This is a genomic window from Moraxella sp. RCAD0137 (assembly GCF_002894025.1).
In the GTDB taxonomy this organism is placed as follows: domain Bacteria; phylum Pseudomonadota; class Gammaproteobacteria; order Pseudomonadales; family Moraxellaceae; genus Moraxella; species Moraxella porci.
On sequence record NZ_LTCC01000004.1, the window covers coordinates 64,864 to 84,659 of the forward strand.

Annotated in this window: 22 protein-coding genes and 2 riboswitches; of the genes, 13 read left to right on the plus strand and 9 right to left on the minus strand. The window is 45.7% G+C overall.

Going from position 1 to position 19,796, the window contains the following annotated elements:
- The first annotated feature begins 81 nt into the window (after window positions 1-81).
- From secB to argB, 3 genes are all read left to right on the plus strand, one after another.
- Window positions 82-531, plus strand: coding sequence for a protein-export chaperone SecB (gene secB / locus AZ602_RS04725; protein ID WP_078317541.1), 450 nt, complete (start codon window positions 82-84; stop codon window positions 529-531).
- 134 nt (window positions 532-665) lie between these two features.
- Complete coding sequence (gene dut, locus AZ602_RS04730) at window positions 666-1,130, plus strand: dUTP diphosphatase (RefSeq protein ID WP_103033931.1); 465 nt, start codon at window positions 666-668, stop codon at window positions 1,128-1,130.
- A 39-nt stretch (window positions 1,131-1,169) separates the two neighbouring features.
- Window positions 1,170-2,066, plus strand: a complete 897-nt coding sequence (gene argB / locus AZ602_RS04735) for an acetylglutamate kinase (protein WP_103033932.1) — start codon at window positions 1,170-1,172, stop codon at window positions 2,064-2,066.
- A gap of 79 nt (window positions 2,067-2,145) precedes the next feature.
- Here the strand turns inward: argB and AZ602_RS04740 are convergent, their stop codons facing one another.
- The 9 genes from AZ602_RS04740 to AZ602_RS04780 form a co-directional block, all read right to left on the minus strand.
- On the minus strand, window positions 2,146-2,856 hold the full coding sequence (locus AZ602_RS04740) for a rhomboid family intramembrane serine protease (RefSeq protein ID WP_103033933.1): 711 nt from the start codon (window positions 2,854-2,856) through the stop codon (window positions 2,146-2,148).
- Between the two features lie 71 nt (window positions 2,857-2,927).
- Window positions 2,928-3,755: an ion transporter gene (locus tag AZ602_RS04745; RefSeq protein ID WP_103033934.1), complete on the minus strand. Its 828-nt coding sequence runs from the start codon at window positions 3,753-3,755 to the stop codon at window positions 2,928-2,930.
- 167 nt (window positions 3,756-3,922) lie between these two features.
- A complete protein-coding gene (locus AZ602_RS04750; RefSeq protein WP_103033935.1) occupies window positions 3,923-4,468 on the minus strand; it encodes an NADPH-dependent FMN reductase in 546 nt (181 codons plus the stop codon).
- Between the two features lie 308 nt (window positions 4,469-4,776).
- A complete protein-coding gene (locus tag AZ602_RS04755; RefSeq protein WP_103033936.1) occupies window positions 4,777-5,706 on the minus strand; it encodes an META domain-containing protein in 930 nt (309 codons plus the stop codon).
- Window positions 5,707-6,109: 403 nt separating this feature from the next.
- Window positions 6,110-6,586, minus strand: coding sequence for a 50S ribosomal protein L9 (gene rplI, locus AZ602_RS04760; RefSeq protein WP_103033937.1), 477 nt, complete (start codon window positions 6,584-6,586; stop codon window positions 6,110-6,112).
- Window positions 6,587-6,605: 19 nt separating this feature from the next.
- Entirely contained in the window at window positions 6,606-6,833 is a 228-nt protein-coding gene (gene rpsR / locus AZ602_RS04765; protein WP_078317533.1) for a 30S ribosomal protein S18, read from the minus strand.
- 16 nt (window positions 6,834-6,849) lie between these two features.
- Complete coding sequence (gene rpsF, locus AZ602_RS04770; protein ID WP_078317532.1) at window positions 6,850-7,251, minus strand: 30S ribosomal protein S6; 402 nt, start codon at window positions 7,249-7,251, stop codon at window positions 6,850-6,852.
- Between the two features lie 166 nt (window positions 7,252-7,417).
- Complete coding sequence (locus AZ602_RS04775) at window positions 7,418-7,936, minus strand: hypothetical protein (RefSeq protein ID WP_103033938.1); 519 nt, start codon at window positions 7,934-7,936, stop codon at window positions 7,418-7,420.
- Between the two features lie 134 nt (window positions 7,937-8,070).
- A complete protein-coding gene (locus tag AZ602_RS04780; protein WP_103033939.1) occupies window positions 8,071-8,391 on the minus strand; it encodes a YcgL domain-containing protein in 321 nt (106 codons plus the stop codon).
- A 147-nt stretch (window positions 8,392-8,538) separates the two neighbouring features.
- Window positions 8,539-8,694, plus strand: a riboswitch (glycine riboswitch).
- 21 nt (window positions 8,695-8,715) lie between these two features.
- A riboswitch (glycine riboswitch) is annotated at window positions 8,716-8,813 on the plus strand.
- Between the two features lie 95 nt (window positions 8,814-8,908).
- On the opposite strand from AZ602_RS04780, the gene gcvT reads away from it, so the two are divergent.
- The 10 genes from gcvT to AZ602_RS04830 all read left to right on the plus strand — a co-directional run bounded on the left by gcvT (window position 8,909) and on the right by AZ602_RS04830 (window position 19,770).
- Entirely contained in the window at window positions 8,909-10,012 is a 1,104-nt protein-coding gene (gene gcvT / locus AZ602_RS04785) for a glycine cleavage system aminomethyltransferase GcvT (protein WP_103033940.1), read from the plus strand.
- A 64-nt stretch (window positions 10,013-10,076) separates the two neighbouring features.
- Entirely contained in the window at window positions 10,077-10,538 is a 462-nt protein-coding gene (locus AZ602_RS04790) for a hypothetical protein (protein ID WP_146025222.1), read from the plus strand.
- A 106-nt stretch (window positions 10,539-10,644) separates the two neighbouring features.
- Complete coding sequence (gene gcvH, locus AZ602_RS04795; RefSeq protein ID WP_103033942.1) at window positions 10,645-11,025, plus strand: glycine cleavage system protein GcvH; 381 nt, start codon at window positions 10,645-10,647, stop codon at window positions 11,023-11,025.
- Between the two features lie 60 nt (window positions 11,026-11,085).
- Window positions 11,086-11,529, plus strand: a complete 444-nt coding sequence (locus tag AZ602_RS04800; RefSeq protein ID WP_103033943.1) for a hypothetical protein — start codon at window positions 11,086-11,088, stop codon at window positions 11,527-11,529.
- Between the two features lie 28 nt (window positions 11,530-11,557).
- Window positions 11,558-12,028: a hypothetical protein gene (locus AZ602_RS04805; RefSeq protein ID WP_103033944.1), complete on the plus strand. Its 471-nt coding sequence runs from the start codon at window positions 11,558-11,560 to the stop codon at window positions 12,026-12,028.
- 17 nt (window positions 12,029-12,045) lie between these two features.
- A complete protein-coding gene (gene gcvP, locus AZ602_RS04810; protein ID WP_103033945.1) occupies window positions 12,046-14,901 on the plus strand; it encodes an aminomethyl-transferring glycine dehydrogenase in 2,856 nt (951 codons plus the stop codon).
- A 256-nt stretch (window positions 14,902-15,157) separates the two neighbouring features.
- A complete protein-coding gene (locus AZ602_RS04815) occupies window positions 15,158-16,765 on the plus strand; it encodes a carbon starvation protein A (protein WP_103033946.1) in 1,608 nt (535 codons plus the stop codon).
- A 325-nt stretch (window positions 16,766-17,090) separates the two neighbouring features.
- A complete protein-coding gene (locus AZ602_RS04820; RefSeq protein WP_078317525.1) occupies window positions 17,091-17,357 on the plus strand; it encodes a DUF4212 domain-containing protein in 267 nt (88 codons plus the stop codon).
- Window positions 17,358-17,360: 3 nt separating this feature from the next.
- Entirely contained in the window at window positions 17,361-19,133 is a 1,773-nt protein-coding gene (locus AZ602_RS04825) for a sodium:solute symporter family protein (RefSeq protein WP_103033947.1), read from the plus strand.
- A gap of 175 nt (window positions 19,134-19,308) precedes the next feature.
- Window positions 19,309-19,770 carry a hypothetical protein gene (locus tag AZ602_RS04830; RefSeq protein ID WP_103033948.1) on the plus strand — a complete coding sequence of 154 codons (462 nt, stop codon included), beginning with the start codon at window positions 19,309-19,311 and terminating at the stop codon, window positions 19,768-19,770.
- Window positions 19,771-19,796 lie beyond the last annotated feature (26 nt).

Sequence of the window (19,796 nt, forward strand, 5' to 3'; positions counted from 1 at the left end):
ACCACATCGATGCGATGGCAATATCGCAGTCACTTGATAAATAAATTCACACATTGATAGATTTGACACAAGGAGTACACCATGTCAGACGAACAAAACCAACCACAGCTCGGTCTTGAGCGTATTTATACCAAAGACATCTCATTTGAAGTGCCGAATACCGAGGTATTCACCAAACAATGGCAACCAGAAACCGATGTCAGCATCGGCACCAGCGTCAATGATTTGGATGAAGATTATAAAGAAATCATCCTAACTGTCAGTGTGACAGCAAAGCTAAATGACAGCGTCGCTTTCATCGCTGAAGTACAACAAGCAGGCATCTTCCTACTAAAAAATATCCCTGAAGCTGATCTACCACATCTACTCCAAGCCTATTGCCCAAATATTCTATTCCCATATGCGCGTGAGGTCATCAGTGACATCGTGACTCGTGGTAGCTTCCCACAGTTGCTGCTTGCGCCAGTGAACTTTGAGCAAGCATTTTTGCAAGCCCAAGCTGAAGCTGCTAGCACTGAAGGTAACGCCTAATTTCATGATTCCAAAAAGCTCGAAAATATTTCGGGCTTTTTTATTGGCAAATTCAGATAAAGCACCAAACATATTGCAAATATCTGCCAATTTTGATACCTTTAGATGATTTTAATCACAAAAAAGGCAAAGCCATGAACAGCGTACAAGTCAAAATCCTAAACCCAAAAATCGGACAAGACCCAAATTTCCCCCTACCCACTCGTGCGACCGATGGCTCAGCAGGGATTGATTTGCGTGCGTGTATCGATGAGCCCATCACCATCAAAGCCGGTGAAACCCAGCTGATCGGCACAGGTCTATCCATCTATATCGCCGACCCAAACTACGCAGGCATCATCTTGCCACGCTCAGGACTTGGGCATAAGCATGGTATCGTACTGGGCAATCTAGTCGGGCTGATCGATGCTGACTACCAAGGCGAGCTGATGGTCAGTGTATGGAATCGCAGCGCCACTGATTTTGTGCTTCATCCCGCCGAGCGTATGGCACAATACATGGTCGTGCCTGTGGTACGCCCAAGCTTTGAGATTGTTGATGAATTTAGTGATGTGAGCGAGCGTGGTGCAGGTGGCTTTGGCTCGTCAGGTCGTCAATAAGATCAGATTTATATCATGTTGAATTAGAAGGATTTTTTTATGTCATTAAGCTTAGAAGATGCCAAGCTCACCGCTGAAGTCATCACCACCGCCCTACCTTATATCCAAAAATACAAAGACAAACTCATCGTCGTCAAATATGGCGGCAATGCCATGACGGATCCGGTTCTTGAGAGTTCTTTTGCTCGTGATATCGTGCTACTCAAGACCGTCGGTATCCACCCTGTCGTCGTGCATGGTGGTGGCCCACAGGTGGACAGCCTGCTATCAGAGCTCGGTCGCGAGTCTAAGCGTATCGATGGGATGCGAGTCACCGACAAAGCCACGATGGATGTCGTCGAAATGGTACTTGGCGGTCAGGTCAATAAATCCATCGTCAGCCTAATCAATAAACACGGTGGTAAAGCCATCGGCATGACAGGCAAAGATGCCAACCTAATCCGTGCCAAAAAACTCTATATGCAAAAGATCGATGATGAAGGTCGTCCACAAGCGGTAGATCTAGGCTTCGTCGGTGAAGTCGAATCCGTCAATAAAGATGTCATCGATATGCTGATCGCCAGTGACTTCATCCCTGTCATCGCACCGCTCGGTGTGGATGCCAATGGCAATACCTACAATATCAATGCCGATCTGGTTGCCAGCCGTGTCGCTGAATTTCTCGGTGCTGAACGCCTGCTACTACTAACCAACATCAAAGGTGTACTGGATAAACAAGGCAATGTCCTAACCCATCTATCCGCCGATGATGTCGATGCGCTCATCGCTGATGGCACCATCTCAGGTGGTATGATTCCAAAAATCGCTGGTGCGCTCGATGCTGTCAAATCAGGTCTGCGTAGTGCCACCATCGTCGATGGTCGTGTCCCGCACGCTTGCTTGCTTGAGATCTTTACCGAAGAAGGTGTGGGTACGCAGATTTTAAGAGATAAATAACATTCAAATTCATCGGCGTGATAATAATAAAAGTCTGCATCAGTGGTGCAGACTTTTATGATGGCGTGACTTTGGCCAACTATATCAACAAAAGCACGCGGCTATGCAGCCAATACCACACAAGCCCAAAGCCAATACTCAATAACGCTGCCACCCAAATCATGTGAGCATCTGTGCGTCTTGGGCGCAAATACGCATAGCACAGACCCAGTACCATACCAGTCACCGCGCCACCGATGTGACCGGCATTATCAATACCATCGATGGCAAAACCCATCAAAAGATTGATGGCCATGATCATCGCCAAGCTGCGCGTATTCAACTGGATGCCGATGGGCGCCTTAAGCACAGCCAGCACCAATAAAAACGCGCCCAAACCCATGATCCCGCCTGACGCACCTGCACTGACAGGAGGCATAGCACCGCTCAGAACACCTTGCCATGCAGTATAATTACCCAACAGATTGCCGCCCGCCACTGACAACAAAAATATCAGCAAGAACAATTTGGAACCAGTAACAAGCTCCACCACTTGCCCAAAATAATACAGCGCAAAGCCATTAAATAGCAGATGCAGCACGCCAATATGCACAAAACCGCTGCTGATCAGTCGCCATGGTTCATCGATCATCGACAACGGCAAAAAATCCGCGCCGAATCGCAGCAAATCGCGTGTGCTTGGTGCATCGATCTGCACGCCAGCGAGCCATTGATAAGCACTCATCAGCACAAAACTTGCAATCAACAGCAAAGTCACAGGCGCGATTTTTAATAATCGAGAAATATTCATCGTTCTCTTAGCTTAAGTAAATAATAGGCAGTCAAATATTCATTTTAAGTAAACTTGGGCAGCGGTGGCAATTATAGATGCAAATCATGGCCACAGCGATCACAAAATTTGGCATTGGTTGCGTGGCCAAATTTGCCGCAGTTAGAACAAGAGACAGGTTGCAGCTGTGGACGCATGGTGCGTGTCAGCTCCGCGGTAAAAATCCCCGTCGGAACCGCAATGATGGCATAACCTGTGATCATCACCATACTCGCGATGGCCTGACCGATCGGTGTTTTTGGGGAAATGTCGCCATAGCCCACCGTCGTCAGCGTCACCACCGCCCAATAGATCGACAGCGGAATGCTGGTAAAGCCATTTTCAGGGCCTTCGACCACATACAGCACCGAGCCAAAGATGGTCACCAATAATAATAAGGATAAGAAAAATACCGTAATTTTATGCTGACTGGTTTTGAATGCTGCTGCCAAAAATCCCGCCTGCTGCATATAAGACTTCAGTCGAAATACCCGAAAAATCCGTAAAATCCGCAAAATACGCACCACGAGCAGATAATGCGTACCCACAAAAAACAAACTCAGATAAGTCGGCAGCAGCGCCAAGAGATCCACCACCCCAAAAAAACTCGTCGCATAGCGGCGGCGATTGGGCGCAGAATACAGTCGCAACGCGTATTCCACCGTAAACAGCAGTGTAAAGAACCATTCTGCAATAAAGAACAGCCGTCCGTATTGCAACCGCAAATACAGCACGCTGTCGAGCATCACCACCAACACGCTTGTGATGATGGCCATCAATATCAGCACATCAAACAGTTTACCTGCGGGCGTATCGGTGCCTTCGATGATGATGTGGATTTTGTCTTTTAAGGATTTTTTGGAGGATTGGATGAGTGGCATGAGTCATCATACTAAAAAAGATGTTCTATTTTAGCCCAAAATCATAAAAATGCCTAGCACCGCTTTGTAATCAGTAATAAAAATGACCACCCAGTTGGATGGTCATCAGATTACTTTTCATCGCGCTAAAATTTAGTCGATGGCTTGATTTTAGCTTGGTATTTGGCTCAGAATTTATCGATAAACTGATCAAATGCGGTGATGAAATTTTGTAGCGTGGCTTTGGCAGGTTCAGCGACCAGCTCGCCTTGCTCATTAAATGCACCCGCGAAGATACCACCGAAATATGCGGCAAATGGCATGGTTGGCATATTCAGCGCAGGGCCTGTAGCGATGGTACGCAGCTGATCGGTGACGCGTGGGCTGCCGCTGGCATTAACACTCATCAGCGCCAATGGCTTGCCTGTCCAGACGCTTTGGCCTGCTGGGCGCGAGGCGACATCGATGGCATTTTTTAGCATCGCTGATGGCGCGCCGTTGTGTTCTGGGCTGATCCACAGCACCGCATCAGCAGCTTTGATGGCCTCACGAAGGCGTGTATAAGCAGGCACCTCTTGCTCATCCAGATCACGATCATACAATGGTAGATCAGCGATCTGAACCACTTCAAGCTCAAGTGACGCTGGTGCCACTGATTTTAGATAATTAAATGCCAATTGGTTGAATGAAGTTTTGCTGGCACTACCAATCAATACAGCTACTTTTTTAGTCATGGTTGTTTTCCTTATTTTTTTGGCCATCGGCCAGATGGTGCATCGCCATGCGGTTATCATGCTCGATGGTGAATAGTTAATTTAATGGATCATTCTTGGCGCATGATCGCGCGCCCTATGATCGTTCGCTTGGTGGATATTATGCCGTGAAATGTGGTGCTGTACAAGCATATTTTTTACAAGTTAATTTTGCATTTGCGCAAAGATAAATCAGCTTGCCAAACAGTAATGATGACTTTAGCCTAACATTGAATCTAAAAGCGCCACCCATCGGCAGCGCTTTTGAAATTTCATTGATGAATTATACATCACTGATCCGTGACATGCGTCTCGATCGCCATATCATAGACATAGTATGGGTTCTCATCACCATCGGGATTATTATAGGCGTGTAGGCGGATGATCTGGCGGCGATTTGGCTGATGTTCATAGCCGTGAATCTTACCATAAAAGGTACGCCAAGCGCCTGAGCCAAGCTTAATGCCCTGCTCATCATAGCTGACATGGCGCACTTTTAGGCACTGCTGATCGCGGCCAGCCTCATCGATGCAGTTGATGGTCTCAGGATCGATCTCCCAGAACAAGCGCACCGGCTCACCAAAGCGCACATCGTATTTCATTTGCCCTTGCCAAGTTAGCACCTCGGCGCCTTTGACCTGTTTTAAGATGGCGGTATGTTCTTGGGCATTGGTCTCAATGAAAAACTTCGCACCATCCAGATCATTGGCAAGCTTTGATTCTACTTGATGCAGACTCGGAGAGCTGCCATCAGCGATTGGACACGCCATCATGGTTGAGGTGCGTGAATCGCTCAGGGTTAATATACCGTCAGTAAATTGGTAATTTTGTAGATTTTGGTTGCAGCCGACATTAAAATAGATGTTCTGATTAAAGAATTCAAGCTTACCTTCTTGATGCTTAATGACCCATTCATAGCTATGAATCGGCGCGCCTTGAACCTCGGCAGAGACCAGCTGCCAGTTATAATTCTTCAGCTCATCGATGGAAGCGACCTGATGCTCATAAGACTGATTTTGGTCAGCGGTTGACTTAGGAAGACTAGCAAAAGACTGCGGAGATTTGATGGCGTCCTCGCCTTTGACGGAGGCATCATGGACGGCGCCATTGACCATATCGCTGACATTATAGCATGCCGAAAAGCTGACAGCAGCGAAGATTGAGCTGAGCGCTAATAAAGCGGTAGTGCTAGACTTTTTTAAAGAAGGTGGCAGTTTCATAATTTTCACTTGGGCTGCGGCTGCTCTCAACACCAAAGCATGAACAAATCAAAATGTATCAATACCAAAAATTTAAATGATCAGGCATCAGATAATCAACTATTCAAGGATCGGCCAAGGTCAGCTGTAAAGAGGATTCTACATATTGGCGATTATTGTATCATCGATCGGGATTTTAATTCCGTAATTTTTGTAATGGTTTTTATTTGAAGTTGTAGCGTTTTGTAAATTTAGTGTACATTTATTCACTTATGATGATTGCCAAGCTGGATATTGCAGTTTTTGGCGAAGATTTTTAAAAACAGTCAACCAAATTTCTCCAATGACAAAGCATTTATACAGCGGATAAACAAAGCCCCTAAAGCTATTCACTTTAGGGGTTTAGCGTAAATAATCTTAAGGATTATTCTTCATCAGCATCTGCTTGTGGCGCGTCTTCTGACAGAATAGTCACAAGAATGTCCGCTGAGATGTCGTGATGTAGCTGGATAGTCACTTTGTACTCACCCACTTGACGGAAGGCACCTTCAGGCATCTTCACTTCAGCGCGATCAACTTCTAGGCCAGACTTGGTCAGAGCGTCAGCGATATCGCGAGCACCGATAGAACCGAATAGCTTGCCTTCGTCGCCAGACTTAGCACGCATGATGACATTCACATCAGTCAATGCTTCAGCACGCTTGTTGGCAGCAGCCAATTCTTCAGCTTCTAGTGCTTCTAGCTCAGCACGACGCGCTTCGAACTTAGCGATGTTCGCTTCAGTTGCAGGCAGTGCTTTGCCTTGTGGGATTAGGTAGTTACGACCGTAACCTGCTTTTACATCAACCGTTTCGCCAAGTTTGCCAAGATTAACGACACGCTGTAATAGAATAACTTGCATGATTTATCTCCGTTAATACTTACTTGTGGTTGTCGGTATATGGCAATAGAGCCAAGTAACGCGCTTGTTTGATCGCTACAGCCAGTTGGCGTTGATACTTGGTTGAAGTACCAGTGATACGGCTAGGAACGATTTTGCCATTTTCGCTGATGTATTGCTTTAGAAGTTCTACATCTTTGTAATCGATGTGTGAGATGCCTTCAGCGGTGAAACGGCAGAACTTACGACGACGATAAAAACGTGCCATGATACTATCTCCTTAATCAGTTATCGCTGTCAGCGTCGCTCTCACCTTGTTCGGTGCGAACGTCGTTACGACGGTTGGCTTTACGAGTGCGCTTATCTTCTGCTTCTTTCGCTAGTGGCGATTGTTCAGTGATGGCAGCTTCGCGGCGGATAACCAGGCTACGGATGATAGCATCGTTGTACTTGAATAGTTCTTCTAGCTGAGCTAGGGTCTCTTCGTTACATTCGATGTTCAGTAGCACATAGTGTGCTTTGTGGATTTTGTTGATTGGATAAGCCAATTGACGACGGCCCCAATCTTCTAAACGATGGTTTGCACCGCCATTTTCTTCTACGATTGAACGGTACTTAGTTACCATGTCGGCAACTTGGTTGCTTTGATCTGGATGAACCAGTAGCACCACTTCATAATGTCTCATAAGGACTCCCTACGGATTAAAACAGCCACCCTCAGAATCTCCGACGGCAGCAAGGAGATTGAAAAACAAGGCTTGGCATGCCAAACCTATTTAACAAAGCGCATATTATACGCACATTGAACGATAAAAGCAATGTATTTTTTAGTGATGATCACAAAGCATCGACTTAGCGCGGATGGCCAGTACGATCACTGTGATTTTTTGATAACTCTTGGGCTGCCAAATAGCGGCGGCGCTCTTCTTGGATGCGCAGTGCCTCAGCTTCTTTTTCAGCATTGCCAGCGATCACGCCTTTGGCCATTTGCCACACCGCACCCACGACCAATAAAGCCGCCATCACCGCAAAAATCGGCACCGATGCCGAAAAGGCTGCGCCAAAATCTTTCATCAAAATCCCATGAAATACGCCCAGCATCGCCGGCGCGATCTCACCTGTGCCGCCTGCTGCTTGACCTGGCGCGAACATCACTGCCGCCAAAGCCACCCAGCTGATGCCCTTAAATGGACGCGGAATGACACGCATCACCACGAGCCACAGCAGCAGCACCAAAGCACAGCAGATGACATAAACGATCAAAGGCAGCTGCCCTGCAGGAATGCCTTCGGTGATACGACCCCAAAAGCTAAAAAAACCTGACAGTGCATCGCTGATTTGTTCAAGCGGTAAATTTTTTAACCAATTCATTCATTTTACCAAGCAATAAAATCCTACCCATTTTAACATGCTTTTTAAAAAATATCGTAGTAAAAAGTTGTTAAAATTAAAAACTGGCTGATTTTTATGGATTTTTAGTGAATTTGAACCCAGACTTCGGTGGATCAATCGTATTTTTTATCTTGAGCGTCTTTGACTTTATTGAGCGCCTGTGCTGCCAACATTTCCGCTGGCGGTGCTTGCACATAATAGCCCTGTTCTGCAAGACGGGCTTTGACTTGATGAATGTCGGCTTGGGCAAGCTTGTCACGCTCAGATAAATCCAAATGCATCACAAACTGCCCCATACCAAGCTTGGCGCGCAGTGCCGATGGCAGCACACCCAGCCAATCGGTCAAAGTCTCGGTATCATTGGGATAATTAGGACGAGCAATGAAAGCATACCAGCCTTCGCTTTTTGGGAATTTATAAACATCACAATGCATGGAATTTCCTTCACTGATTGCTTAAACTACGAATTTTATGGGTGGATGGCACAAAACTTAGCACACATCTGCCATCAATCCGCATATTTTATCAAAAATCAAAAATTTTACTTGTAAATTGTAGCATTATTTTTCATAATAAAGGTGTTTTGATTTTCAGGAGAGTGTGTTTTTTGCTTTTTTTGATAGGAAGGATAAAACAGCAAAGCCTATGTCGGATGACTTAGGTAAACACCACCGAAGGCGTAAACTGTGCTCGCACAATCCCCATAATCGCTCAGGTAAATGGACTGAAAATCTCGATAAATCAATAGTTTAGATTTATCAACACAATCTGGAGAGTGGTAGCAAAGACTACCCACCGAAGGGAAGAAAACCAATTATTGGTTGAAAATCTCAGGTCAAAGGACAGATGGGGTGCTTGATTTTATTGGGCTTTGCTCGATGATTTGTCATATCTATGCGATATCATAAATCAGTAAATATTTGCACCGACATCTTTAAAAAGGATACAACCATGACCGCACCACAACGCACTCCCCTATATGATTCTCATGTCGCTTTCAATGGCAAATTGATTGACTTTGGCGGTTGGGAATTGCCTGTCAATTATGGCTCACAAATCGTCGAACACGAAGCCGTGCGTACTGACGCAGGGATGTTTGATGTCTCGCATATGCTGGTGACTGATGTGACTGGCGACAATGCCAAAGCATTTTTTCGTAAGCTTATCGCTAATGATGTCAATAAACTTGGCTTTGTCGGCAAGGCGCTGTATTCAGCCATGCTAAACGACAATGGCGGCGTGATTGATGACTTAATCGTCTATCGCATGAATGATGATGAAACTGCCTATCGCATCGTCTCAAACGGCGCAACTCGTAAAAAGGACTCAGCCCAATTTGCCAAAGTCGGTGCAGAGTTTGGTGTGACACTAAATCCACGCTACGATGTGGCGATGCTTGCCGTTCAAGGCCCAAAAGCGATTGAAAAACTACTCACCGTCAAGCCTGAATGGGCAGACAAGGTCAATGCCCTTAAGCCATTTGTCGGCGTGGATTTGGGTGATGATTGGTTTGTGGCTCGTACTGGCTACACTGGCGAAGATGGCGTGGAAGTAATCCTACCTGCCGATAAAGCAGGCGAGTTTTTCAAACAACTTGCTGATGCAGGCGTACAGCCATGCGGTTTGGGTGCTCGTGATACCCTGCGTATGGAAGCAGGTATGAACCTATACGGCAACGACATGGACGATGATGTCAGCCCACTAGAAGCAGGCATGGCATGGACAGTGGATCTCAAAGATGACAGCCGTGATTTTGTCGGTAAAGACAAACTCGTCGCCCTAAAAGCTGACGGCGTCAAAGTCAAACAAGTCGGCCTACTACTCACTGGCAAAGGTGGTGTACTGCGTGACCATATGGAAGTCGTGACCGATGCAGGTAATGGCATCACCACCAGCGGTGTCTTTAGCCCAAGCCTAAAAGAGTCTATCGCCATCGCTCGTGTGCCAAGTGACTTTAATGGTGATAGCGCCAAAGTCATCATGCGCGGCAAAGAAGTGGATGTGCGTGTGCTAAAACTGCCATTTGTCAGAAATGGCCAAAAGCAGTTTGATTGATGATAACACCCAAAAGCTTTGCTGTGGTGAGTGCTTTTGGGGGATTTTAAATAAGGTTATGATTATGAAAAAACTGGCAATCGGTTTATTATTAAGCATGGTATCTGTATCGGCTTTTGCTGATACACCAACTTTTAAAACTTTGGCAACCGAACAGGATACTTTTGAACTGTGTCAAGATATGGCAACCGCCCTAAACAGCAATAATATGAACCCAAAGCATATGACCGCAATCATGGAACCTTATTGGTCTTGGAGTGATTTACAACCTGAAAAATCATTGGCAGTAGTTGAAAATCAAGTGATTGAACTTGCCCATAAAGGCGTTCCAATTTGGGGAAGTCCCATTGATGTCATTCCTTACAACACCACAAAATTTGGCAAAGACAACTATGTCCGTCATGAGTTTATGCTTCGTCGTGAAAACTTGGGCTTATGGTATCAATGCACCTTTTACAAAAGCAAAAATGATTGGAGATTATTGTCATTCACCTTTAATGATAATGTTCATAACTTTTTGGATTAGCCAATTTTATAAAGGTGATAATAATTAACATCTTATTAATTTTAGATAAAATTATTATTACCAAAACTTTTTATCAACCCCAAACCCCACTCAAAGGAGAAAACCCATGAGCAATATCCCAGCTGATCTAAAATATGTCGCCAGCCACGAATGGCTACGCTTAGAAGCAGACGGCACCATCACTGTCGGCATCACTGACCACGCCCAAGATGCACTTGGTGATGTGGTATTCGTTGAGCTACCAGAAGTTGGCAGCACTGTCGAAGCTGACCAAGAAATCGCTGTCGTTGAGTCTGTCAAAGCTGCATCTGATGTCTATGCACCAATCAGCGGTGAAATCGTTGAGATCAACGAAGAATTGGTGGACAACCCAGAGCTTGCCAACGAAGACCCATACGGCAAAGCATGGTTCTTTAAAGTTAAGCCTGCCAATCCTGCGGACTACGACAGCCTAATGAGTGCAGACGAATACGAAGAAAGTCTGTAATTAAAAATAGCGTAAGTTCAATTTGGACTTACGCTATTTTGGTAGCCTTGGAGTTTATTTATGAAAAAGAGAATTTTATCAAGTGCTTTCCTGTTTGTGTTTTTGACTGCCTTTATTAACCTTTCAATGATAGAAGTTCAAGCCAAAGGCAATAAGGGTAATAAATCAGCAAAAGAAAAAACAGCCAAAGAATGCAAACTATATACAGATAAAATAAATAATCAAGTGCCAACTGTTCGGAATAGATATTACGATTTGCTACTTGATAGATATAATTTGCATGCAAAACATAATAGTGTCAAAAATGCACATCCAACCTACGGCTCCTATCAAGGACATATTCAAATGTACGAAAAGCAAAGAAGTATATTAAGTACATATATTACCGATGCTAAGTTGGCACAATGCGGAAAGTATGTATCGAAAGATGCAACAACGTGGTCTACAAAAGCAGCTCCAACAAAGCCAAACAAAGCAGAAGCCAATGCAGCAGGTTTTAGATAAATAGATTTTGGACAAACGAAGGTAAAAAATGCAAACAGAAATTTTAGATTACGATGATTTCATTAAAATTTATTATCGCAATGCTGACGATGTAACTTGTCGCATTTTGGTTTTAGACAAAGACAACAACATCATTCAAGATGAGTTATCCGAATACAATTCAGACGGAAAGCACATTGCTGATGTTGTATTTGCACCAGACCATATTACCATTCTTGGCATGCGTCAATACACAGAAAATGGTTTTGAAGATTATCGCAAACTCAATGATAAATTAATTTTAACCCAATCTCAAAAAACAGAATGGATTGAAGTTGATAAAAAAGCCAAAACATCATTTTATGACACAAATGGCGATTTGGTTTATTATGATATTTTTGAAAAAGATGATGATTGTGGCATGGTCATTATGGGTTCTTTTGACAAAAATGACATACAATTTTTTTGGGATAATTCACCCAATGAAGTGAAATTATTACAAAGCTATTCTGATTACTAACCCTAAAAGGATAAATTATGTCATTTAACACCTTTTCCGATTTATTTTACGAAAATGCGTTCGTTCATCGCCATCTTGGCAAGGACGCAAGCGAACAACAAGCCCTGCTAAAAGCTGTTGGCTTTGATGATATGGACAGCTTTATTGACGCTGTCGTCCCAAAAGCAGTTCGCTTGGGCAAAGAGCTTGATTTGCCAGTGGCGATGAGCGAGCACAATGCGCTTGCCAAACTACGCAAAATGGCGAACAAAATCACCGTCTCAAAAAGCTACATCGGTCAAGGCTATGCACCAACTCGCCTACCTGCAGTCATTCAGCGCAATGTGCTAGAAAATCCGGGCTGGTACACTGCCTACACCCCGTATCAAGCCGAAATCGCTCAAGGTCGTCTTGAAGCTTTGCTAAACTTCCAACAAGTCTGTATTGATTTGACTGGTATGGATTTGGCAGGTGCATCACTGCTGGACGAAGCAACCGCCGCCGCTGAAGCGATGGCGATGGCAAACCGTGTCAGTAAGTCAAAATCAACGCAGTTCTTTGTTGATGAACGCACTTATCCACAAACCCTAGATGTTATCCGCACTCGTGCCAAGTACTTTGGTTGGGATGTGGTCGTGGGCGACTTTGACACCGCCAAAAATGGTGATTTCTTTGGTGCATATTTCCAATATGTCGGCAAAGAAGGTGATGTCGTTGATTTGACTGACATCATTTCAGCAGTCAAAGAAAAAGGCGCTTATGCCATCGTGGCAGCCGACATCCTAAGCCTAGTACTGCTTAAATCACCTGCCGAGATGGGCGCTGATATTGCTCTGGGTAGCACACAGCGTTTTGGTATCCCAATGGGCTTTGGCGGTCCACACGCAGCGTATTTTGCGTTCAAAGATAAAGATAAGCGTTCCGCCCCTGGCCGTATCATCGGTGTATCTATCGATGCACAAGGCAATACTGCTCTACGCATGGCACTACAGACTCGTGAACAGCATATCCGCCGTGAGAAAGCCAACTCAAACATCTGTACTTCTCAAGTACTACTTGCCAACCTAGCAGGTATGTACGCCGTCTATCATGGCCCAGTGGGACTAAAACGCATTGCCACTCGCATTCATGCACTGGCGGTGGCGTTTAGTGACGCCGTCAAAGCCAAATTCGCTGTCGTACATGGTACATTCTTTGATACCGTGCTTGTGGATGTAGCGGACAAAGCGGCTGCCGATGGCATCATGCAAGCTGCCAAAGCGGCAGGCTATAGTCTATGGCGTGATGGCGATACTCGCATTTCAGTAGCGTTTAACGAACTGACTGACGAAGAAGAATTTAACGCCCTTTGTGGGTTCTTTGGTGTCGCTGGCGCTCTAGGTGAAGTCAAATCAGTGCTTGGCTCACAAGTGCGTACTGATGACATTTTGACCCATCCTGTATTCAACAGCCACCACACTGAGCATCAGATGCTACGCTATCTAAAATCGCTAGAAGACAAAGATTTGGCGATGAACCGCTCGATGATTTCGCTTGGCTCGTGCACCATGAAGCTAAACGCTACAAGCGAAATGCTACCAATCACTTGGAATGAGTTTGCTAATGTACACCCGTTCGCACCACGCGACGAAGTGGTCGGCTACATTGAGATGATTGACAGCCTACAAGACCAATTAAAAGCCATCACAGGCTTTGATGAAATCAGTATGCAACCAAACTCTGGTGCATCTGGTGAATATGCCGGCTTACTTGCTATTCGCCGCTATCACGAAAGCCTAGGTCAAACCGACCGCAACGTCTGCCTAATCCCACGCTCAGCACACGGTACCAACCCTGCTACCGCTCAGATGATGGGTATGAAAGTTGTCGTCGTAGCAACCGACGAGCAAGGCAATGTTGATCTTGATGACCTAAAAGCCAAGTGTGAAGAACACAGTGCCAACCTAGGCGCCTTGATGATTACTTATCCATCGACGCATGGCGTGTTTGAAGAAGGCATCCGTGATATCTGTGATCTAATCCACGCTCATGGCGGTCAAGTCTATATGGACGGCGCTAACATGAACGCCCAAGTCGCCATCATGCAGCCTGCTGATGTCGGTGCGGACGTGCTACACATGAACCTGCACAAAACCTTCTGTATCCCACACGGCGGCGGCGGTCCTGGCATGGGTCCGATTGGTCTGAAAAAACACCTAGCGCCATTCATCGCAAGCCACAGCGTCGCCCCTGTGCATAATGCTGTCGAAGGTCAATCTGCTGTCTCAGCAGCACCGTACGGCTCTGCAAGCATCCTGCCGATCTCATGGATGTACATCACCATGATGGGTCGTGATGGTCTATTGGCAGCGACCAAGCAAGCGCTACTCAACGCCAACTATGTGGCAAGCCAGCTATCTACTGACTATCCAGTGCTATACACAGGTAAAAATGGCCGAGTCGCACACGAATGTATCATCGACATTCGCCCACTCAAAGCAGAAACTGGCATCACTGAGACTGACATCGCCAAGCGTCTGATGGACTATGGTTTCCATGCACCGACCATGTCATTCCCTGTGGCAGGCACCTTGATGATTGAGCCGACTGAGTCTGAGAGCAAAGATGAGCTTGACCGCTTTATCTCAGCATTGAAGCAAATCAAACAAGAAGCCCTAAAAGTACAAGCAGGCACCGACGGCTGGACAGCGGACAACAACCCACTGGTGAACGCACCGCACACCCAAGCAGTCGTCACTGGTGAATGGGATCGCCCATATAGCCGCACTGAAGCTGCTTTCCCACTAGACTACATCAAAGCACACAAATTCTGGCCATCAGTCGGTCGTGTGGATGATGTCTATGGCGACAAGAATTTGATCTGTTCTTGCCCAAGTATCGATAATTATGAATAAATCATAAGCCAGTACTGACAATCGCCCATTGGTAGCCATCAATGGGCGATTTTTATGCTCGCCAAAGCGTAAACTCACCACGCTTTAGTCACAATTGAAAAATATGCATACAAACAGATAAAAAACACATAATTTACTTTACAATGCCCATAAATTTCGCTATGTTATGTAAATTTGAAGTTTTATCGTGAATTGCCTGTGGAAGCTGGCGACTTTTATCATTGGGCGAGCGCCCATCATTTTGGATGATTAATTCATGTTATGGTTCTTTTTTTGTATCGCCGTGCTGCTTGTCGGCTATTTTATTTACGGCAAAGTGGTTGAGAAAATCTTTGTCATCAACCCCAACAAAAACACCCCTGCCTATACCATGGCTGATGGCGTGGACTATGTTCCCATGTCAAAAACCAAAATCTGGCTAATCCAGCTGCTGAACATCGCTGGCACAGGGCCGATTTTTGGTCCGATTTTGGGTGCGTTATACGGTCCTGTGGCGATGCTATGGATCGTTTTGGGCTGTATTTTTGCCGGTGCGGTACATGATTATATGTGCGGCATGCTTTCAGTGCGTAACGGCGGTGCGTCGATGCCTTATTTGACGGGTAAATATTTGGGCGCACCGATTAAGGCATTTATCAATGTCTTGGCGGTGGTGCTACTGGTGTTGGTCGGCGTGGTGTTCGTGGCAAGCCCTGCTCAGCTGATGAGTACCATTACCATGGATGTGTTTGGCACTGCGGCCAATGGCACGATCTCAGTAAATAACGCTGAAGAGATTTCCGCTGCTGCCGCTGCGACAACTGCAGATGGTGCGACAGCATTTGGCATGACCAAAGAGACAATTTTGGTTGTCTGGACAGCGATCATCTTTATCTATTATATCATCGCGACTTTGCTGCCAATCGATAAGATCATCGGCCGCATTTATCCATTCTTTGGCGGTCTGCTGCTATTTATGTCACTTGGCATGATGTATGGCCTAGTCAGCAACCATCTGGGATCTGGCGCTGTGTCTTTCTTTGGTTCGATTGATGGCTTGTCTGTTGAAAAATTCATGTCAAATCTACAACCAAAAGGCGATTTGCCGATTTGGCCACTGCTATTTTTAACCATCACCTGTGGTGCGCTGTCAGGCTTTCACGCCACTCAGACACCTTTGATGGCGCGCTGTGCGATGAACGAGTCTGAAGGTCGATTCATCTTCTATGGCGCGATGATCGCTGAAGGTATCATTGCACTGATTTGGTGTGCTGTTGGCATGTCATTTTATCCTGATTTGGTTTCACTTCAAGAAGCCATCGCGGCTGGTTCACCATCAAAAGTGGTCTATGACAGCTCGATCTATTTCTTGGGTGCCATCGGTGGTATATTTGCGGTGCTTGGTGTCGTGGTGCTGCCGATCACCTCGGGCGATACGGCATTTCGTGCTGCACGACTTATCATCGCTGAGTTCTTTAATATGGAACAGCGCACTTTGCTTAAGCGCTTATGGATTGCCATTCCGCTGTTTGTCATTGGCTTTATCGTCTCAAAAGTGGACTTTCAGATCCTATGGCGCTACTTTAGCTGGGCAAACCAAACGGTTGCTGTGGTCATGTTATGGACAGCAGCAGGCTATCTGTATCGCTATCGCAAATTCCACTGGATTTGCACCATTCCAGCGATCTTTATGAGTGCAGCTTGTTACACATTCTTGGCTTATAACCAAATTGGCTTTGGCCTTGAATATCAGCTGTCTGTGTACATCGGCATTGGCTTGACCCTGTTAACTACCATCGCATTCTTCTTGTTTGTCAAGCGTGAGCGCGTCGCGGGCGACCCTGATGCTTTGGTTGTTGAACCTAAGATCGAACTGAGCAGATAAGCGTGTGAGCTCTAGAGCCTTTGAGTGATCAAGGGCTCTTTTTTTGATGTGAATTTGCAATGGGTAAGTCTATCAATGATACACCTGTGCACTCATTAATCCATAAAAATAATCGATACATGGCAGAAACTTTTTGAAAAAAAATCATACATACATATTGCAATTCAAAACAGTTGTGCTATTCTATGACTGTCTGAATTGTCTAACTAAATCCAATGAATTCTAAATTGGCGGCGATCAGATTATAAAAAGGATTAACACAAGCAGGGATAGCGGCAGAAGATCATATCACACTCTCTCCCTGCTCCTTTATAAGGAGTGATGTATGTCACAACACGAACACCATGATCTAAAAGGCTATTGGGCTGCCAATATCCGCATTATCACGATTTGCCTAGCAATTTGGGCTTTGGTTTCTCATGGCTTTGCGATTTGGCTACGCCCACTACTTGCCAACATTCAATTTGGCGGTTCTGATTTGGGCTTTTGGTTCGGTCAGCAAGGTTCTATTTTGTGCTTTATCGTATTGATTTTCTTCTACTCATGGCAAATGAGCAAGCTTGAAGAACGCTTCGGGGTCAAGGAGGACTAACCCATGAGTCAGTTTTGGATTAACATTATCTTTGTAGGCCTGTCATTCGCGCTATACTTCGGTATTGCGATTTGGGCGCGCGCTGGCTCAACCAAAGAATTCTATGTCGCCGGCGGCGGTGTTCACCCTGTCGTCAATGGCATGGCGACCGCTGCTGACTGGATGAGTGCAGCATCATTCATCTCCATGGCTGGTATGCTTGCGATGGGTGGTTATGCAGCTTCTGCTTATTTGATGGGTTGGACAGGCGGTTTCGTACTGCTGGCACTGCTTCTTGCTCCATATCTGCGTAAGTTTGGTAAATTTACCGTACCTGACTTTATCGGTGATCGTTTCTACTCCAAGACCGCTCGCTTGGTCGCTGTCGTGTGCTTGATTTTGGCATGTACCACTTATGTGATCGGTCAGATGACTGGTGCTGGTGTGGCGTTCTCGCGTTTCTTGGAAGTCGATAGCACAACTGGTCTAATCATCGCCGCTGTTGTTGTTTTATTCTATGCGGTGCTTGGCGGCATGAAAGGCATCACCTACACTCAGGTGGCACAGTATGTGGTCTTGATGATTGCTTATATCGTACCTGCCATCTTCATCTCGCTGCAGCTGACTGGCAATCCAGTTCCACAGCTGGGCATGTTCGGTACTGATGTTGCCAGCGGCACCCCTATCCTTCAAAAATTGGATATGCTCGTGACTGATCTGGGCTTTGAACAATATACTGCCGATGTGCCAAATAAGCTGAACATGTTCTTATTGACCATGTCATTGATGATTGGTACAGCGGGTCTGCCTCATGTCATCATCCGTTTCTTCACCGTACCTAAAGTCTCTGATGCGCGTACCTCAGCAGGCTGGACTTTGATCTTCATCGCATTGCTATACACCACTGCACCTGCCGTAGGTTCGATGGCTCGTATGAATATCATCAACACCGTCTATCCAGAAGGTCGTGATGCGCCTGCACTGGTACACGCTGAGCGTCCTGAGTGGATGGTCAACTGGGAAAATACTGGCCTACTAAAATTCGAAGACAAGAATAACGATGGTCGTATCCAGTACTACAATGACAAGAATGAAGAGTTCAATGCCACTGTTGCTGCCGAAAAAGGCTGGGCTGGTAATGAATTGACCGTAAATAACGACATCTTGGTACTAGCAAACCCTGAAATCGCGAACCTACCAAGCTGGGTGATCGGTTTGATTGCTGCTGGTGGCTTGGCTGCTGCGCTATCTACTGCTGCTGGCCTACTACTTGCGATCTCATCTGCGATCTCACATGATCTGATCAAGAAAACCATCAAGCCTGACATCACCGACAAAGGTGAGCTGATGGCTGCTCGTATCTCGATGACTGTTGCGATTGTAGTGGCAACTTACCTAGGTATCAATCCTCCAGGCTTTGCCGCGCAAGTTGTTGCTGTTGCCTTTGGTATCGCTGCATCGACGCTGTTCCCAGCATTGATGATGGGTATTTTCTCAAAACGCATCAACTCAGCAGGTGCAACAGCGGGTATGATTGTTGGTGGTGCAATTACCTGTATCTATGTATTCTTGTACATGGGCTGGTTCTTCATTCCAGGCACAAACACCTTTGAGAATGTTGAAGCCAACTGGATCATGGGCATCTCACCACTATCATTTGGTACCATCGGTGCATTGATCAACTTCGCGGTCGCATTCATCGTGTCATCAATGACACCGCCACCGCCAAAAGAAGTTCAAGACTTGGTAGAAAGTGTCCGTTATCCAAAAGGTGCAGGTGCTGCGGTCGATCATTGATCCTCACCCTACCCGAAAAAATCACTCAGCCAGCTGGGTGATTTTTTTATTTAATCTGCATTAATCGTTGAAATTCATGTGGTATTCAACTCAAAACTTGTCTATAATAGTGTCAAGAATAAATTACATTATTTATACATTTTAACGACCAACTCTACAAAAGGATACAATAACGATGATGTTTTGGGAAATTTTGGCAACGGTTTTTTGTGGTTTTTTATTGGCAGGATTGGTGATGCCAATACGCCTATTTTATAAAGGCACACCCAAATGGCTGGTGCCAGTCGCAGCTGGCATTGGCATGATTGGCTTTCAAGTGTACAGCGAATACAGTTGGGCAAACAACACCATCGCCAAGCTGCCAGATGACAGCGTGGTGGTCGCCACAGTGCCTAAAAAGACTTGGTTTCGGCCTTGGTCATATGTCAAGCCACAAGTGTTTCAGTTCGTGGTACTCGATAAACGCAGCATCCAAATCAGCGCCGACAATCCCGCCCTTAAAAAAGCAACTCTGTATTTTTTTGAGCGCCGCGCTGCCGCACATCCGCTAGGCATCAGCATCGACTGCAACAAGCCAGTTTTAGGCTTTGATGATCAGACCAATCAAGCCATCACCAAAATCTTGTGCGGCCAGTAGCCCAAAACCAAAACCCAAAGCTCTAA

Bases quoted from the DNA above. Each gene is read 5' to 3' on its own strand.
- secB (WP_078317541.1), top strand. From the start codon at position 82: ATGTCAGACGAACAAAACCAACCACAGCTCGGTCTTGAGCGTATTTAT.
- dut (WP_103033931.1), top strand. From the start codon at position 666: ATGAACAGCGTACAAGTCAAAATCCTAAACCCAAAAATCGGACAAGAC.
- argB (WP_103033932.1), top strand. From the start codon at position 1,170: ATGTCATTAAGCTTAGAAGATGCCAAGCTCACCGCTGAAGTCATCACC.
- AZ602_RS04740 (WP_103033933.1), bottom strand. From the start codon at position 2,856: ATGAATATTTCTCGATTATTAAAAATCGCGCCTGTGACTTTGCTGTTG.
- AZ602_RS04745 (WP_103033934.1), bottom strand. From the start codon at position 3,755: ATGCCACTCATCCAATCCTCCAAAAAATCCTTAAAAGACAAAATCCAC.
- AZ602_RS04750 (WP_103033935.1), bottom strand. From the start codon at position 4,468: ATGACTAAAAAAGTAGCTGTATTGATTGGTAGTGCCAGCAAAACTTCA.
- AZ602_RS04755 (WP_103033936.1), bottom strand. From the start codon at position 5,706: ATGAAACTGCCACCTTCTTTAAAAAAGTCTAGCACTACCGCTTTATTA.
- rplI (WP_103033937.1), bottom strand. From the start codon at position 6,586: ATGCAAGTTATTCTATTACAGCGTGTCGTTAATCTTGGCAAACTTGGC.
- rpsR (WP_078317533.1), bottom strand. From the start codon at position 6,833: ATGGCACGTTTTTATCGTCGTCGTAAGTTCTGCCGTTTCACCGCTGAA.
- rpsF (WP_078317532.1), bottom strand. From the start codon at position 7,251: ATGAGACATTATGAAGTGGTGCTACTGGTTCATCCAGATCAAAGCAAC.
- AZ602_RS04775 (WP_103033938.1), bottom strand. From the start codon at position 7,936: ATGAATTGGTTAAAAAATTTACCGCTTGAACAAATCAGCGATGCACTG.
- AZ602_RS04780 (WP_103033939.1), bottom strand. From the start codon at position 8,391: ATGCATTGTGATGTTTATAAATTCCCAAAAAGCGAAGGCTGGTATGCT.
- gcvT (WP_103033940.1), top strand. From the start codon at position 8,909: ATGACCGCACCACAACGCACTCCCCTATATGATTCTCATGTCGCTTTC.
- AZ602_RS04790 (WP_146025222.1), top strand. From the start codon at position 10,077: ATGAAAAAACTGGCAATCGGTTTATTATTAAGCATGGTATCTGTATCG.
- gcvH (WP_103033942.1), top strand. From the start codon at position 10,645: ATGAGCAATATCCCAGCTGATCTAAAATATGTCGCCAGCCACGAATGG.
- AZ602_RS04800 (WP_103033943.1), top strand. From the start codon at position 11,086: ATGAAAAAGAGAATTTTATCAAGTGCTTTCCTGTTTGTGTTTTTGACT.
- AZ602_RS04805 (WP_103033944.1), top strand. From the start codon at position 11,558: ATGCAAACAGAAATTTTAGATTACGATGATTTCATTAAAATTTATTAT.
- gcvP (WP_103033945.1), top strand. From the start codon at position 12,046: ATGTCATTTAACACCTTTTCCGATTTATTTTACGAAAATGCGTTCGTT.
- AZ602_RS04815 (WP_103033946.1), top strand. From the start codon at position 15,158: ATGTTATGGTTCTTTTTTTGTATCGCCGTGCTGCTTGTCGGCTATTTT.
- AZ602_RS04820 (WP_078317525.1), top strand. From the start codon at position 17,091: ATGTCACAACACGAACACCATGATCTAAAAGGCTATTGGGCTGCCAAT.
- AZ602_RS04825 (WP_103033947.1), top strand. From the start codon at position 17,361: ATGAGTCAGTTTTGGATTAACATTATCTTTGTAGGCCTGTCATTCGCG.
- AZ602_RS04830 (WP_103033948.1), top strand. From the start codon at position 19,309: ATGATGTTTTGGGAAATTTTGGCAACGGTTTTTTGTGGTTTTTTATTG.